The sequence below is a fragment of the Flavobacterium enshiense genome, assembly GCF_040750275.1.
Lineage (GTDB): Bacteria > Bacteroidota > Bacteroidia > Flavobacteriales > Flavobacteriaceae > Flavobacterium > Flavobacterium enshiense_B.
Map to the genome: position 1 here is coordinate 450,307 of NZ_JBDOCV010000004.1, position 16,871 is coordinate 467,177.

At 39.2% G+C, this 16,871-nt stretch carries 13 protein-coding genes; 11 read left to right on the top strand and 2 right to left on the bottom strand.

The genetic code is table 11. From position 1 onward, the window contains the following. The first annotated feature begins 23 nt into the window (after positions 1 to 23). The 8 genes from purE to ABGT15_RS08850 all read left to right on the top strand — a co-directional run bounded on the left by purE (position 24) and on the right by ABGT15_RS08850 (position 6,701). Positions 24 to 509, top strand: coding sequence for a 5-(carboxyamino)imidazole ribonucleotide mutase (gene purE / locus ABGT15_RS08815; protein ID WP_367231040.1), 486 nt, complete (start codon positions 24 to 26; stop codon positions 507 to 509). Positions 510 to 715: 206 nt separating this feature from the next. Then, positions 716 to 2,743, top strand: coding sequence for a M3 family metallopeptidase (locus tag ABGT15_RS08820; RefSeq protein WP_367231041.1), 2,028 nt, complete (start codon positions 716 to 718; stop codon positions 2,741 to 2,743). Between the two features lie 93 nt (positions 2,744 to 2,836). Then, positions 2,837 to 3,340 carry a GbsR/MarR family transcriptional regulator gene (locus tag ABGT15_RS08825; protein ID WP_367231042.1) on the top strand — a complete coding sequence of 168 codons (504 nt, stop codon included), beginning with the start codon at positions 2,837 to 2,839 and terminating at the stop codon, positions 3,338 to 3,340. Positions 3,341 to 3,487: 147 nt separating this feature from the next. Further along, entirely contained in the window at positions 3,488 to 3,811 is a 324-nt protein-coding gene (locus ABGT15_RS08830; protein ID WP_367231043.1) for a hypothetical protein, read from the top strand. Further along, positions 3,808 to 4,521, top strand: coding sequence for a YqjF family protein (locus tag ABGT15_RS08835; RefSeq protein WP_367231044.1), 714 nt, complete (start codon positions 3,808 to 3,810; stop codon positions 4,519 to 4,521). Before ABGT15_RS08830 ends, ABGT15_RS08835 begins: the two co-directional genes overlap by 4 nt. Next, the gene (locus ABGT15_RS08840; RefSeq protein WP_367231045.1) at positions 4,518 to 5,345 is read left to right on the top strand and encodes a DCC1-like thiol-disulfide oxidoreductase family protein; all 828 of its coding nucleotides are present in this window, start codon (positions 4,518 to 4,520) and stop codon (positions 5,343 to 5,345) included. The genes ABGT15_RS08835 and ABGT15_RS08840 overlap by 4 nt, the downstream gene beginning before the upstream one ends. Further along, positions 5,342 to 6,277 carry a TIGR01777 family oxidoreductase gene (locus tag ABGT15_RS08845; protein WP_367231046.1) on the top strand — a complete coding sequence of 312 codons (936 nt, stop codon included), beginning with the start codon at positions 5,342 to 5,344 and terminating at the stop codon, positions 6,275 to 6,277. The genes ABGT15_RS08840 and ABGT15_RS08845 overlap by 4 nt, the downstream gene beginning before the upstream one ends. Beyond that, complete coding sequence (locus tag ABGT15_RS08850; RefSeq protein ID WP_367231047.1) at positions 6,246 to 6,701, top strand: SRPBCC family protein; 456 nt, start codon at positions 6,246 to 6,248, stop codon at positions 6,699 to 6,701. Before ABGT15_RS08845 ends, ABGT15_RS08850 begins: the two co-directional genes overlap by 32 nt. On the opposite strand, the gene ABGT15_RS08855 is transcribed toward ABGT15_RS08850, so the two are convergent. Then, complete coding sequence (locus tag ABGT15_RS08855) at positions 6,681 to 7,496, bottom strand: hypothetical protein (protein WP_367231048.1); 816 nt, start codon at positions 7,494 to 7,496, stop codon at positions 6,681 to 6,683. The two genes, ABGT15_RS08850 and ABGT15_RS08855, sit on opposite strands and share 21 nt — an antisense overlap. A 181-nt stretch (positions 7,497 to 7,677) precedes the next feature. Between ABGT15_RS08855 and gcvP the strand changes: the two genes are divergently transcribed. The 3 genes from gcvP (at position 7,678) to ABGT15_RS08870 (ending at position 14,361) form a co-directional block, all read left to right on the top strand. After that, on the top strand, positions 7,678 to 10,527 hold the full coding sequence (gcvP, locus tag ABGT15_RS08860) for an aminomethyl-transferring glycine dehydrogenase (protein ID WP_367231049.1): 2,850 nt from the start codon (positions 7,678 to 7,680) through the stop codon (positions 10,525 to 10,527). A 511-nt stretch (positions 10,528 to 11,038) separates the two neighbouring features. Further along, positions 11,039 to 12,097: a 3-oxoacyl-ACP synthase III family protein gene (locus tag ABGT15_RS08865; protein ID WP_367231050.1), complete on the top strand. Its 1,059-nt coding sequence runs from the start codon at positions 11,039 to 11,041 to the stop codon at positions 12,095 to 12,097. Positions 12,098 to 12,675: 578 nt separating this feature from the next. Next, complete coding sequence (locus ABGT15_RS08870; RefSeq protein WP_367231051.1) at positions 12,676 to 14,361, top strand: T9SS type A sorting domain-containing protein; 1,686 nt, start codon at positions 12,676 to 12,678, stop codon at positions 14,359 to 14,361. A 504-nt stretch (positions 14,362 to 14,865) separates the two neighbouring features. On the opposite strand, the gene ABGT15_RS08875 is transcribed toward ABGT15_RS08870, so the two are convergent. Then, complete coding sequence (locus tag ABGT15_RS08875; RefSeq protein WP_367231052.1) at positions 14,866 to 16,539, bottom strand: T9SS type A sorting domain-containing protein; 1,674 nt, start codon at positions 16,537 to 16,539, stop codon at positions 14,866 to 14,868. Positions 16,540 to 16,871: the final 332 nt, after the last annotated feature.

Sequence of the window (16,871 nt, forward strand, 5' to 3'; positions counted from 1 at the left end):
ACAAACGAACAACCAAACATACCATGAGTAAAGTAGCCATCGTAATGGGAAGTGTTTCCGACATGCCGGTCATGCAGGAAGCCATCGACATCTTAAAAAACTTCGGGATTGAAACAGAAGTAGACATCGTTTCAGCACACAGAACACCTGAAAAACTTTTCGATTTCAGTAAAAATGCCCACAACAGAGGAATTTCAGTAATTATTGCCGGAGCCGGTGGGGCTGCACATTTACCAGGTATGGTCGCATCTATGAGTCCACTTCCGGTAATTGGTGTTCCGGTAAAATCTAGCAATTCGATTGACGGTTGGGATTCTGTCCTTTCCATTTTACAGATGCCAGGCGGAGTGCCGGTTGCCACTGTAGCGTTAAACGGAGCAAAAAACGCAGGAATCTTGGCAGCACAAATTATCGGTAGCCATGACAAAAATGTTTTGGATAAAATGATTGATTACAAAGAAGGATTAAAACAAGCTGTGCTTACTGCAGCTGAAAACCTAAAAAAATAAAACCCTAAAAATTTAAAAAAGAAAAAGCGCTTTGTGGCTAGCGCTTTTTCAGGGGTCCACAAAACTAATGGGTTAATATTAGCTGAGTGTATCGTAATGTTTTTGGGTCAAAAAGAGTTGTAATAATTTAAAAATCAAAATTATATTGTCAAATATATAATTCCATTCGATATACAACAAATAAAATCGACGAAATACTCAATAAAATGAATATTCTTACTAAATATTTTTCAACCAAGCACAATACCGCCCCTTTTTCGCAGATAAAAATCGAAGATTATGTACCGGCCATCAAGGAAAGTATCGCTTTAACACGTACCGAAATTGATGCAATTGTTGATTCTGCTGAAACGCCAACTTTCGAAAACACAATTGAGGCTTTGGAATTTGCCGGACAGACTCTGGACAGGGTTACGAGCATCTTTTTTAATCTGAATTCTGCTGAAACCAGTGACGAAATGCAGAAAATTGCTCAGGAAGTTTCACCAATGTTAACGGAACTCAGCAATGACATTACCTTAAATACTGCTCTATTTGAAAAAATCAAAGCCGTTTATAACCAAAAAGACGTCTTGAATCTTACTACAGAACAAGCTACTCTTTTAGATAAAAAATTCAAAAACTTTTCCCGAAACGGAGCGCTTTTACCGGAAGACAAAAAAGCAAGATTGCGTGAAATTGACACCGAATTAGCCAAATTAAAGCTGACTTTTGGAGAAAACGTTTTGGCAGAAACCAATGCGTATCAACTGCACATTACCAACGAAAACGATTTAAAAGGTTTACCGGAAGGAGCCGTTGAAGCCGCACACTCTTTAGCAAAAAGCCATGACAAAGACGGATGGATCTTTACTTTAGACATCCCAAGCTACCAACCGTTTGTAACCTATGCTGACAATCGTGAATTACGCAAAGAACTAGCCATCGCCTACGGTAAAAAAGCCTTTCAGAACAACGAATTTGACAACCAGCAAAATGTACTGAAAATTGCCAATTTACGTCATGAAAGAGCAAATCTGCTAGGCTATACGACCCATGCCAATTTCGTTTTGGAAGAACGCATGGCACAAACCCCGGAAAAAGTAAAATCGTTTTTAAATGATTTACTGGTAAAAGCAAAGCCGGCAGCAGAAAGGGAATTCAAACAATTAACGGCTTTCGCTGAAAAACTGGACGGTACAAAACAACTTGAAAAATGGGACGGCGCTTACTATTCGGAAAAACTGCGTCAGGAATTATTCAATCTGGATGATGAAAAGCTGAAGCCGTATTTCAAACTGCAAAACGTGCAGAACGGTGCTTTTGAAGTGGCGAAAAAGCTCTTCGGCTTAACGTTTACCGAAGTATTCGACATTGACAAATACCACGAAGATGTACACACTTTTGAGGTTTCGGATGCCGACGGAAATTTAGTCGCAATTTTCTATTCTGATTTCTTCCCGAGAAAAGGAAAACGAAACGGAGCCTGGATGACTTCCTTCAAACCGCAATATGTTAAAGATGGTGTAAACGAACGACCTCACGTTTCTATCGTTTGTAATTTCACGAAACCGACAGAAACAAAACCTTCTTTATTAACGTTTAACGAAGTAACTACTTTATTTCACGAATTCGGTCATGCACTTCACGGCATGCTGGCCAATACGACTTATCCGAGTCTATCGGGAACTTCGGTGTATTGGGACTTTGTGGAATTACCAAGTCAGGTGATGGAAAACTGGTGTTACGAACCGGAAGCCTTGGCTTTGTTTGCCCATCATTATGAAACCGAAGAAATCATTCCTCAGGAATATGTGGATAAAATTAAAGAAAGCGCCAGTTTTTTAGAAGGCATGGCAACCCTACGCCAGTTGAGTTTTGGACTTTTAGACATGGACTTTCATGGTGCTAATCCTTCTGGGATTACCGATGTTAAACAGTTCGAGAAAAATTCAATGGAAAACACGGCTTTATATCCCGATGTGGCCGAAAACTGCATGAGTGTTTCCTTCTCTCATATTTTTCAAGGCGGTTATTCCTCAGGCTATTACAGCTATAAATGGGCTGAAGTTTTAGACGCCGATGCCTTTGCGTTCTTTCAGGAAAAAGGCATTTTCAACAAAGAAGTAGCCGATAAATTCAAAGACAATGTGCTTTCACAGGGCGGAACCGATCAACCGATGACGTTATACAAAAAATTCAGAGGCCAGGAACCTCAACCGGAAGCGTTGTTGAAACGTGCGGGATTAATATAAACGAAAGAGCCGAAGTTTATCGCTTCGGTTTCTTTTTAAAATAAAGTTTCAATATTTTTTGAAAGTTTAAAAACTTCTTTATATCTTTGGGGTATGGAATTTCAAGAAGCAAAAAACAAATTCGTTCAAACATGGGGTGCCTTAGGCTCTCAGTGGGGCATCAACAAAACGATGGCTCAGATTCATGCCCTTTTGATGGTATCGAACGAACCGGTTTCTATGGAAGACATCATGGAGGAATTACAAATCTCCAGAGGAAACGCCAGTATGAATTTACGCGCCTTAATGGATTGGGGCATCGTGTACAAAGAATTCAAAGCAGGAGAACGCCGTGAATTTTTTACCGCCGAAAAAGATTTAGACGAATTGGCCGTGAAAATCTCAAGAGAACGCAGTAAACGAGAAATCAAACCGGCACTGAAAGTTTTAAAAGAAGTATCGTCCATTAAAGCAGATGCTTCTGCCGAAGAAAAACATTTCGTGGAACAAACCGGAAAGCTTTACGATTTCGTTTTAAAAGCCGACAACGTTTTGGACAAAATGACGGAGTACAAAGACAATTGGCTGGCACAGATCCTTATCAAGTTTATGAAATAGTCATTTTGACAGCACTGTAAATTAAACATAAAATGACTATTCTATGAGACCAATGAAAAACAATAAAAATCCACAAATTAAATAGAAAACTGTTTTTTTTTAATTAAAAGTTTCATTTTTTTCTGAAAGTTTAAAATTGTCAATATCATGAAAAACATCAATTACCTTAACGCATTCTTTGTAGGCCTTCCCATTGTTTTGGCACTACTAAGCTTTATAAACATTGAATTCTTATACTTTGCGATGATTACCACCGCCCTCACCGGTTTTTATCAAGTCGTAACCGGTTTGTGTTTATTGATTGACAACCCTACAAACAAACTGCTGCAACTCTACGCTGTATTAGTAATTACATTCTTTATACTGTTGGCAGTGAGTGACAACCAATGGCTTTGGATTTGGCTACTCCCTCCCACTTTGGCCTTTTTCTTTACAGGAATACTTTACAAAGAACTAAAAAATAAATCATGAAATTCTTAACTGCTCGTTGGCAAAACCTGATTATGGCAAATTACATAGTCGATCCGGAACATTTAAAAAAATTCCTTCCGGCCGGTACCGAATTGGATTTATGGAACGGCAACTGCTATGTGAGTTTGGTCGGTTTCCTGTTTAAAAACACCAAAATATTAGGCTTTAAAATTCCAAAACATACTGATTTTGAAGAAGTCAACCTACGTTTCTATGTAAAACGATTTGAAAACGGAACGTACAAACGTGGGGTGGTGTTTATTAAGGAAATTGTTCCGAAAAGCGCCATCACCTTTGTCGCCAATACTTTTTACAAGGAAAACTACACAACCCATCCCATGCGACACGAGCACGAATTAAAAGCAGAAATCGTAAAAGTAGGTTATCAATGGACAAACGGCAATCAGGAGCATTCCATGCTAGTAAACGCATATGATTTTTCTACGGAGATTGAAGCAGGGAGCGAAGCGGAATTCATCATGGAACACTATTTCGGCTACACAAAATACAATGAAAACACTACTTATGAATATGAGGTACAACATCCGAAATGGAAACACTATTTCATTAAGAACTATACCATTCAGATTAACTTCAGTAAAGTTTATGGTAGAGATTTCACATTCTTAAACAAGGCACAACCCGCTTCCGTTTTTCTGGCGGAAGGTTCTGAAATTGTGGTAAAAAACAAACGAAAACTTGCCGTATGAAAACGCTAGAAAACCAAACCATACTGTATGACGAAGACTGCCCGCTTTGTCAAACCTACACTTCGGCTTTTGTAAAAACTGGTATGCTGGATAAAAACGGACGAAAACCGTATGGGCAAATCGATGAACATGAAATGAATTTCATCGATACGGAAAGAGCCGCAAACGAAATTGCTTTAGTCGATTACCAAAACAAAACGGTTGTTTATGGGATTGAAAGCCTGCTGAAAATCATTGGCAATTCATTTCCATTTATTGAAAAAATCGGAAAATGGCAACCGGTCAATTATTTGCTTAAAAAGCTGTATTCGTTTATTTCCTACAATCGGAAAGTAATTATTCCGAGTAGCAAACCAAATGAGACAAAATTCAACTGTGAGCCTTCTTTCAATTTAAAATACCGAATTTTTTACCTCCTTGTTGCTATTTGCACAACCACGATCATTCTCTTTACTTGTTCCGAAATGCTACCTCAAATTCCAAAAAGCAGTTACATCAGGGAATTGGCTTTAGCCACAGGACAAATTATTTTCCAAAGCATGTTTCTAATACGCAAAGACTGGAAAACAATCGTAAACTATTCAGGAAACCTGATGACGGTATCACTTTACGGCTGCTTACTGCTTTTGCCAATACTGCTTCTGAATCAACTTGTCGCCATCCATCCTAACATTGCCCTGATTTGGTTTGGGATAACCGTGGTTTTAATCTTCATGGAACATTTTCGAAGAGTACAGCTTTTACAGCTTCCTAAGTATTTATGCATAACTTGGGTTCTTTACCGCATCATTGCCTTATATTTAATTTTAAACTTTCCGTTATGAAAATTGTTATCGCTGCCGGAACCGGTTTTTTGGGAAATGTTCTTGTAAAACACTTTCAAAACCAATCAAACGACATTATCATCCTGACTCGGGGAAAAACCATACTAAAAAACAACATTCGTTACATCCATTGGAATGCCAAAACGATGACAGGCTGGGAAAAAGAACTGGAAAACGCCGACGTGTTAATCAACCTCGCCGGAAAATCAGTAGATTGTCGTTACAACGTTACCAACAAAAAAGAAATTCTTCTTTCCCGAATCAAAAGCACGAAAATTTTAAACAAGGCTGTTTTACAATGTCAAAATCCCCCAAAGCACTGGCTGAATTCTTCCACTTCAACCATTTACCGTCATTCCGAAGACCAACAAATGGATGAATACACAGGCGAAATCGGCAATGATTTTTCGATGAATGTAGCACAAAGCTGGGAAAAGGCATTTTTCAAAACAGAAACACCAAACACGTTAAAAACAGCGTTACGAACGTCTATTGTTTTGGGTAAAAACGGAGGCGCTTTTCTTCCGTTAAAAAGTTTGACCAAAATAGGATTCGGCGGAAAACAAGGCAATGGCAGGCAATTCATCAGCTGGATTCACGAAAAAGATTTTGCAAAAGCCGTAGCTTTTATCATCGAGAAACAAATCGCTGGAAAAATCAATTTGGTTTCCCCAACTCCAGTTCGCAACAACGACTTCATGAAAGCCCTGCGAAAAGAAATGAAGGTTCCTTTTGGTGCTCCTATTGGCAAACGCATGCTCGAATTCGGTGCCAAAATCATCGGAACGGAAACGGAACTGGTTTTGAAAAGCCGCAATGTCATTCCGAAACGTTTGCTGGAAAACGGATTTACATTTCGGTATGCTGACCTCAACAAGACATTTAAAAATTTATTAGCTGATGACAACCCTGCAACTGACCACAATAATTAACGCCGATAAAAAAACCGTTTTCGATTTAAGCCGAAACATTGATTTACATCAGGATTCGATGAAAACATCCGGTGAAAAAACCATTGCAGGCAAAACCTCCGGGTTAATCGGATTAAACGAAACCGTGACTTTTAAAGGCAGACACTTTGGCTTTCCTCTGACCCATCAAAGCAAAATAACCGAAATGACGTTTTATGAATCTTTTACAGATGAGATGCTGCAAGGGCAATTTAAATCGTTTCGGCACACCCATCTTTTCAGCGAAGCAAACGGACAAACCATGATGAAAGACGAAATCATTTACGATGTTCCCTTTGGAATTTTAGGCAATTTCCTAAACCGCTTGTTTGGACAAAAATACCTGACCGGGTTAATCACTCAGCGCAATGCTTACATCAAAGCGTTAGCCGAAAAGCAAGACTAAGCCCCACCAGAAAACTGGAATGCTTTCCACCCAAAAATAAGTATAGTATTCGGAGCGTTTCGGACTGGCAAAAATGGTAAACAAGGCAATCACAACAATCAGTCCCAGATTGATCCAAAGTTGCACGATCTGAAAGTCCGATTTTAGAAACTCCAAACAATAGAATGGCAGCAACAGAAAAAGATTGAGTCGTTTTGTCTTTTCCACACCCAATTTCTGCGGAACGGTTTGCAGCGAAGTAGCATCGTGTTTTAAATCGATAATTTCAAAAATTAAAATCAGGATAATTACCAATAAAAAACGTTGGCAAAACTTTAGCCAAACATCATGGGACAGCGGCAAATCGGCATTGATAATTGGTAAGAAAAGAGTAATGCCCGCCCAACAGAACGCCACGATGTAAATCTTCACACCAGCCCAGTTACGAGCGTTACCAATCTTTGGAAAAACGGGTAAGGTGTACAACATCGTCAGCCCTAAAAAAGCAACGGACACGAATTGCGTTTGTCTTTCGAGCAGAAAAAAACAATACGCAGCCACAAGGAACGAAACAAAACTCAGGGCCACAATTGCTTTTCGTTCGGCAGTCATTTTCAGCTTTTTGGCACGTACTAACTCATCGTATTTTACGAAATTATACCCAACAATGGTCCCGAAAAAAGCAAACAAAGCCATAGGTTTGTCATACTCGATATGAAAGAAATGGAACGTCATGCGTACCAACGCGTATACCGCCAGCGCCACATGAATACTTCCGTGAAGATAAAAGTCGAATATCCGCTTGAGTAATTGCATCCTTACAAAAGTAATCAATATGTTAACAAGAGTGATTTTTGTTTACAAATTCCTCCAAAAATTGACGTTAAAAAACAAGATTATTAGCCAATTAATAATTATTTTTGTTCGCTTTTAAAACACAACTTAAACTTGTTTGAGGTTCTGCCCCAAACACTTAAACAAACAGTAGAGAAAACTGATGAAAACAGATGCATTTGCTTTAAGACACATTGGTCCGAGAGAATCGGATTTACAACACATGTTCAAAACCATTGGTGTTAAGGACATGACCCAATTACTTTACGAAACTTTCCCTGACGGAATCCGTTTAAAACAAGATATCGAATTAGACCCAGCCATGACCGAATATGAGTACGCTACACATATTACGCAGTTGGGTGCTAAAAATAAAGTATTCAAATCGTACATCGGTTTAGGCTACCACCCGGCGATCGTTCCTCCGGCAATTCAAAGAAACATTTTTGAAAACCCGGGTTGGTACACGGCGTATACTCCGTATCAGGCAGAAATCGCACAAGGCCGTTTAGAGGCTTTATTAAATTTCCAGACTACGATTATTGAATTAACAGGAATGGAAATTGCCAACGCTTCCTTACTAGACGAAGGTACGGCAGCTGCGGAAGCCATGACGTTACTTTTTGACGTAAGAACACGTGACCAAAAGAAAAACAACGTTAATAAATTCTTCGTTTCGGAAGAAATTTTACCACAAACCTTATCGATTTTACAAACCCGTTCAACGCCATTAAATATTGAATTAGTAGTTGGGAATCACGAAACGTTTGGTTTTGGTGAAGACTTCTTCGGAGCGATCTTACAATATCCGGGCAAATACGGACAGGTTTTCGATTACGCAGGTTTCATCAACACGGCTAATTCAAAAGAAATTAAAGTAGCGGTGGCTGCGGATATCTTGTCCTTAGTAAAACTAACTTCTCCTGGAGAGTTAGGTGCTGCGGTTGTTGTGGGTACTACACAACGTTTCGGTATCCCTATGGGCTTTGGAGGACCTCACGCCGGTTTCTTCGCAACTAAAGAAGAATACAAACGTTCAATGCCGGGAAGAATCATCGGAGTTTCTATCGATGTAAACGGAAACCGTGCGTTACGTATGGCTTTAGGTACCCGTGAGCAACACATCAAACGTGAAAAAGCTACTTCTAACATTTGTACTGCTCAGGTATTGTTAGCAGTTATGGCTGGTATGTATGCTGTGTACCACGGACCAAAAGGTTTACAGTACATTGCCAATAAAGTTCACGCTTCGGCAGTGACTACAGCGAAAGCATTATCCATCATCGGTGTAAACCAGGTGAACGCTGCTTTCTTTGATACCATCTTAGTGAAAGCGGATGCTTCTAAAGTAAGAGCCATCGCTGAGAAAAATGAAGTAAACTTCTTCTACCCGAACAACGAGAGCGTTTCGATTTCTTTCAACGAAACAACTTCTCTTTCCGACATCAATACAATCATTGCGATTTTCGCGGAAGCAACCGGAAAATCAGCGGTTCATGTTTCAGAATTGGCTTCGGAAGTTCAGGTTCCTGAAAAATTAATCCGTACCTCATCGTTCTTACAGCACGAGGTATTCAACAACCATCATTCGGAAAGCCAATTGATGCGTTATATCAAAAAATTAGAGCGTAAAGATTTATCCTTGAACCACTCGATGATTTCTTTAGGTTCTTGTACAATGAAATTGAATGCAGCAGCAGAAATGTTACCGCTTTCGATGCCAAACTGGAACAGCATCCACCCATTTGCTCCAACTGACCAAGTACAAGGTTACTTGACGATGCTTAAAAAATTAGAGCAGCAATTGAATGTAGTGACCGGTTTCAAAGGAACTTCGTTACAACCAAACTCTGGTGCTCAAGGAGAATACGCTGGTTTAATGGCGATTCGTGCGTACCACATCTCTCGCGGTGAAGGACACCGTAACGTATGTTTGATCCCTTCTTCTGCTCACGGAACCAATCCGGCTTCGGCTGCAATGGCGGGAATGAAAATTATCGTAACTAAAACCACACCGGAAGGAAACATCGACGTAGAAGATTTAAGAGCAAGAGCGATCGAGCACAAAGACGATTTGTCTTGTTTGATGGTAACGTACCCTTCTACGCATGGGGTTTACGAATCTTCAATCATTGAAATCACGAAATTAATCCACGATAACGGCGGATTGGTATATATGGACGGTGCGAACATGAATGCACAGGTAGGTTTAACAAATCCTGCTACTATTGGCGCTGATGTTTGTCACTTAAACTTACACAAAACCTTCGCTATCCCTCACGGTGGTGGTGGACCTGGTGTTGGACCAATCTGTGTGAACGAGAAATTGGTGGACTTCCTACCGACTAACCCGGTTGTAGCAACTGGTGGTGCAGCTGCTATCTCGGCTATCTCGGCTGCGCCTTACGGTTCTGCTCTGGTATGTTTGATTTCTTACGGCTACATCACCATGTTAGGTGCTGAAGGCTTACGTTCGGCTACGGAGCATGCGATTTTGAACGCGAACTACATGAAAGCACGTTTAGAAGAGCATTACCCAATTTTATATTCAGGGGAAATGGGACGTGCCGCGCACGAAATGATCTTAGACTGTCGTTCTTTCAAAGAAAACGGTATCGAAGTGGGTGATATCGCCAAGCGTTTAATGGACTACGGTTTCCACGCACCAACAGTATCGTTCCCAGTTGCAGGTACTTTAATGGTAGAGCCAACGGAATCGGAAGATTTAGCAGAGTTAGATCGTTTCTGTGATGCGATGATTTCCATCAGAAAAGAAATCGCTAACGCTACTGCAGACGACACGAACAACCCTCTTAAAAACGCTCCTCACACGTTAGCGATGTTAACGGCTGAGCGTTGGGATTTCCCATATTCAAGAGAAAAAGCGGCGTATCCGTTGGAGTATATTGCAGACAACAAATTCTGGCCTTCCGTGCGTCGTATCGATGATGCATATGGAGACAGAAACTTAGTTTGTTCTTGTGCTCCGATTGAAGCGTATATTGAGAATTAATATTTTTCTTTTATAGTGAAAAGCCCTTTCTGACGAAAGGGCTTTTTGTTTTCGTTTTCTTTTGTATAAGACGCTTTTGCATTGATGAAGTTCCGTACTTTGTCTTGACACAAAGTACCAAAGGTCAAGACTGGAACGCTACACCTAAAAAATAAAACCAACTCCTAAATTCTCCGAACTCCCTTCGGTCAAACAGCGGATAATTCTTAACGGAGTTGGTTTTATTTTTCTTAACGGTTGCGCGTTCTGAGGTCGAAGAGGGCTTTGATTCGCGTTTTGTTTTTGTACTTTGCATGCTGGAGGCAGTAACTTAAATTTATTCTCCTCAGTCGTTTAAGGTTCTTCATAATTCATAATTCATTTTACACTATCCTCAGAAATTTAAGAAATAAAAACACTTTGCTCAATTTTCATCTCCTTTCGAGGATTATTTATTAAAAATAACTTTTTGATAAACTTTTCACAACACTTCCACGTTTTAATACCTAACTTAGTATAAAGTTATCAAACAATGAATATTAAAATAACAGGATCAGGAAGTTATATCCCAACGAAAGTTGTTACCAATAAAGATTTTGCAGAACATGTTTTCTTAAACGATGACGGAACGCCGTTTCCCTTACCCAACGAAGTCATCACCGAAAAATTTCACGACATTACCGGTATTCTGGAACGTCGTTATGTTACCGACGATTTATTAACTTCCGACATCGGAAGCATTGCCGCTCGAAAAGCGATTGCCGATGCCAACATCGATCCTGAAACCTTAGACTACATCATTTTTGCCCACAACTTCGGGAATGTAAAACACGCTGCCATACAAACGGACATCCTCCCAAGTTTAGCCACCCGTGTGAAATTCGATTTACGCATCAAAAACCCTAAATGTGTGGCGTACGATATGCTCTTTGGCTGCCCGGGCTGGGTAGAAGGGGTGATTCAGGCGCAGGCATTTATTAAAGCGGGTATGGCAAAAAAATGTTTGGTAATTGGCGCGGAAACCTTATCCCGAGTGGTGGACCTGCATGACAGGGATTCCATGATTTATTCGGACGGTGCCGGTGCTACCATTGTGGAAGCCACTGACGAAGAAGGTGGTATCCTGGCGCATGAAACCGCAACCTTCACCTATGATGAAGCGTATTATTTACATTTCGGCAATTCCTTCAACAAAGAATACGACCCGGATGTGCGGTACATTAAAATGCACGGCAGAAAAATCTATGAGTTTGCTCTAAGCCAAGTTCCAAAAGCGATGGCAGCCTGTTTGGATAAAAGTGGCATCGACATTTCGGAAGTAAAAAAGGTTTTGATTCATCAGGCCAACGAAAAAATGGATGAAGCAATTATCCAACGTTTCTACAAAATTTACAAACAAACGCCTCCGGATGGCATCATGCCCATGAGCATTCACGAATTGGGCAATTCCAGCGTAGCTACTGTTCCCACTTTATATGATCTGATTGTGAAAGGTCAGATTGCAAATCAGGCGATTCATAAGGGTGATGTGATTTTATTTGCTTCTGTTGGCTCCGGAATGAATATTAATGCAATTGTGTATCGTTACTAGGGTTTTAATCGTGACTTAAAATCAATTTTTTCATTACTTTTTTACAGCGTTTGCTTTTCGCATGGCTTTGCATGGAGTATCCATGGCTTTAGCATGGGGTTACCATGGAGTAAGCATGGAGTAAGGATTTGTTTTCTTTTGTTTTAAAACAAGGTTTTTCCTATTTCTTTTTTTATCTAAGATGTTTTACTCTTTGATTGTTGTTCTGTACTTTGTCTTGATACAAAAGAAACAAAAAGTCAAGACAGAGAACGCTACACCTAAAAAATAAAACCAAACCCTAAATTATCTGAACTCCCTTCGGTCAAACAGCAGATAACCCTTAACGGTCTTGACCATATTTTTCATAACGGTTATGTATTCTTTTGTCGGGGTTCATTGTTGACCGTTTTGTTTTAGCACTACATTTTTCTGGATCCTTGAACTGTAATTCTATGAGCATAAAGTTTTTCAATCCCTATTTACACTCACATTAAACTTTTTGAAAAATCACCAAATTTGGTGATTGTATAGGTTATTCTTAACAGCTAAATTTACAACCCTTTGAATGGCAACTTAAGAAAACCAAAACTATAACCATGAAAACTACTAAAGCTTTATTAATAATCTTAATTATTACACTTAAAAACACAACTTGTTTTGCCCAATGGAATACAGACACATTTATAAACAATCCAATCTGTACTGTTCAAAATGATCAAAACGCTTCAAAGATAGTTTCTGACGGAAGCGGTGGCGCCATAATTGTCTGGTACGATTATCGAAACGGAACATCAAATGGCGACCTATATGCTCAACGTATTAATTCTAATGGCGTAATTCAATGGACACCCGATGGTATTCCAATTTGTACAGCACCGTTCAATCAAACAAATTTAACAGTTATTTCCGATGGCAATGGCGGAGCTATTATTGCGTGGAATGATAAGAGGACAAACAATTTTGATTCTAATTTATATGTGCAAAAAATCAGTTCTTCCGGAGTTACTCAATGGAATAACAATGGAATAGCGATTTGTAGTGCACCATTTGCTTATAATAAGGGAGAAATGATTCCAGACGGTAATGGAGGGCTTATTATCGCATGGCCAGACAGCAGAAGTCTTGACAACACTATGGATATTTATGCTCAATACATCAATTCAGCAGGAATAGCTCAATGGACAACTGACGGCGTTCTTATATATAATAATCCTACTAATGCAAGTAATTTTATAAAAATAGTCTCAGACGGTAGTAATGGCGCCATAATTACATGGCAAGATGCGAGGAATGTGGCAGGGTTTGACATATACGCTCAACGCGTTAATTCTTCTGGAGTTACCCAGTGGACCAACAATGGAATTGTTATTTGCAATGCAACAGATTCTCAAGCTTACCCCGCTATTATTTCTGATAATAATGGAGGTGCTATTATTACATGGAGTGATCTAAGAAATTCGGCCACGAGTGCAAGCTCCGATATTTATGCTCAACGAGTAAACTCAAATGGAATTGTTCAATGGACTAATAATGGCATAGCCATCTGCAATTCGATAAATGGACAAAATTCTTCAATTTTAGTTTCTGATAATAATGGCGGGGCTATTATCACATGGGAAGATCGAAGAACCTCAGCAAATTCGGCTGATTTATATGCTCAACGTATTAACTCGAATGGAATTGTTCAGTGGACAACTAATGGAGTTCCTATTTCAGCAACTGCATACAACCAGTGGTATCAAGAAATCATCCCCGATGGCAACGGTGGGGCAATCATTGCTTGGGCAGATTATAGAAACGGAACCAATAATGGAGATATATATGCTCAACGCATTAATTCAACCGGCGTTACACAATGGACTACTAATGGTGCAGCAATTAGCACTGCTTCTAACTCACAATCTTCGACTCAATTAATTTTGGATGATAATGGTGGAGCAATTATCACATGGACAGACTATAGATCCGGGACTAATAACGATATATATGCTCAACGTATCAATATGAATGGAAACCTGTCTGTAACCTCTCAATCCATTCATGAAACTTTTTTAAATATTTTCCCTAATCCTTCTAAAGGAAATATTACATTTCAGTCAGCAGAAAATTTGGCTGAAATCCAAATAATAAATCAATTAGGAGAGACAGTATATAAAAAAAACTCTGTAAATAGTAACAAAAAAGAACTTGATCTGGGTAATTTAGCAGATGGTATCTATATCTATAATATAATTTCTGAGAATAATATAATTTCAAACGGCAAACTGATAATAGCTCATTAATTTTATCAAAAAATTCAAAGACTCTTATAGAGTTTTACAACATGGCCTATACAGAAATAGTTTGAATTTCGATAATACTTTTAGGTATCTTCAAACAAGTCTATCATGATAAAGTCACTTATTACTTCTGTATTTTAGCCATACTATTGAAGTGAATCCATACTATTGAACCACAACTTACACCCCGACCTAAAAACGCGTAACCGTTAAGAAAAATTAGAATATTTGCGTTAAGAATTATCTGCTGTTTGACCGCAGGGAGTTCAGATAATTTAGCAAATGTTCTAATTTTTTAGGTGGAGCGTTTCAGTCTTGAAACCTTTAGGTTCACGAAATCCTTAGGCAAAATAACTCTTGAGTATTTTTTGTTTCTTTTGTATCAAGACAAAAGAAAAAACATTACAATCTCAAAAAACACTTGGTTTCCAGAGACTCAACCTCTACAAGCAGGGAACAAAAAAAGCGAGGCTCTAGAGCCTCGCTTTTTTATCGTTTTAAAGAAATTTAATTCTTAATTGCTTTAGCAACTTTCACACTGCCATCGCTCATGGTCATGTTCAGAAAATAAACCCCTGCTTTTAAATCTCCTAAATACATATCCGATTGCGGCTGTGCAATAGTTTTCACCTGCTTTCCTGTAACATCTGTAAGGACAATGGCTGCTACTTCATTAGCTTGATCAATATGAATCATATCCGTAAAAGGATTTGGATAAATGCTAATTGCTCGTTGGTTTGCCACATCGGTTGTAGATAAATTAGCCGGCACAAGTGTAACTGTTATCTTCCAAGTATTATTATCAACCTTATTATATGTTGCGTCACAACCTGAGCCTCCGTAAGTTCTCCAAGCTCTAAGTTCAAAATTAACATTCCCTGTAAGACCATTGGCAAGGCTTAATCCTGTTCTGTTATAAGAATAAGAACCTGTAGAATTCCCTGCTCCAGAGGCAACAGCCGCTTCAGGGGTAGTGTTAGTAGTACATACCAAAAGGCTTCGCTGCTCACTCATCCAGCCATTACTCGCAGTTGTCATCGTATAAGAAACATCGGTTGAACCAATTACATACCCAGTCGGAACATTTATTGTTAATGCACCCGAACATGAACTTGTAGTGGTAGTCGTAGGCGAAGAAGCATATTCCGTATTAATATCACCAATTGTATATGTCGTATTTATTTGACCTGTGGTAAACATTTTCATTTGCCAGAGACCTTGTTCGCTTCCGCAATTAGACCTCACCCAAAGGTAGTAAGTGGTTCCCAAATTAAGTCCGGTAAGCGTAAGCGTAGTTACACCGGCAGCGGTGCTACCCATTGGAGGCGTCGATGCGGTTGGAGCGGTTGGAGAAGTGCTGTAATAATATTGATACCCTGAAGATGGTGCACTAGCTGGTGCTGTCCAGTTAAAAATTCCCCCATCGTTTGTGGATGTATAGGTAATATTTGTTGGCCCAGGACAACTGGTATAGGCATCCGCAGAAAAAGCAAAAATGTTAGGAATCCCCCCTGTTCCTGTTTTTGTAACAGCAATACTTTGTATCAATTTGGATTGATTACCGGAACTTATAGCCAATGGAATTTGATAAAGTCTAGGATTGGTTCCGCCTCCTGATTCTAAACCATCATTCGAGATATTGATCCTTCCGATACCTTGTATTGCGAAATTGGATCCACCATACCAGTCTGCGATATTAATACCCGTGAATGTCTGATTGGTCGCATCAGAAAAGTTAACCGTTACCGTTACCGTAGCAGCCCCACTCCCACCGGTAGCCAGCATGTATAAATTAACTGCCGCTAATGGATTGGTTAAAACCAAAGTTCCCGTATCATTTGTATTTTGAAGTCGTAAAGAATTGTTTCCGCTATAGGAAGCAAGCTGGTAGGTTAACCCTGCCGGAGAACTTACAACACTGTTAATAAGTCCGTTTGTTGGAAGTCCGTACGTTAACGGAGTACTCCCTGAAGTCAACTGAAAATCTCTGGAAACAAAGGCATAACTCACTCCGTCCACATCGGAAGTTGTCGAAGTTGTAGCCGCACCAACTCCATTGGCAATTACATCGGCATTAAAACCGCTTTGAATCGAAATTGCTTGAAGATTTTGCCCAATTGTTTTTTGAGAAAACAACGAAGCCATTGCGATAAAAGGAATAAAAAGTAGTTTTCTTTTCATAAAGCGTAGTTTTTTTAATTTTTACTGACAAATTTACTACTTAAACCCTTATTCGTTTTGTTTTTTTTAAAACCCCGCTGCTTTTTCACATAATCGTTAGTTTTTGTTGTAAGCTTCAATATAATTAACTTAATAACAAATACATAACACTTTTAAAATTCAATTGTATCGAACACAAATGAAACAACACAAAACAACAACAGTATCAAATTTACAGCTGTCGGGAAAAACATAGAAAACCTACTTTTCCAGAATAAAACTTCTCTATTAAAATCAATAAGGGAATTGTCAATGATGACTTAAAAATCAAAGCGAATCCTAACTGCTTTTTG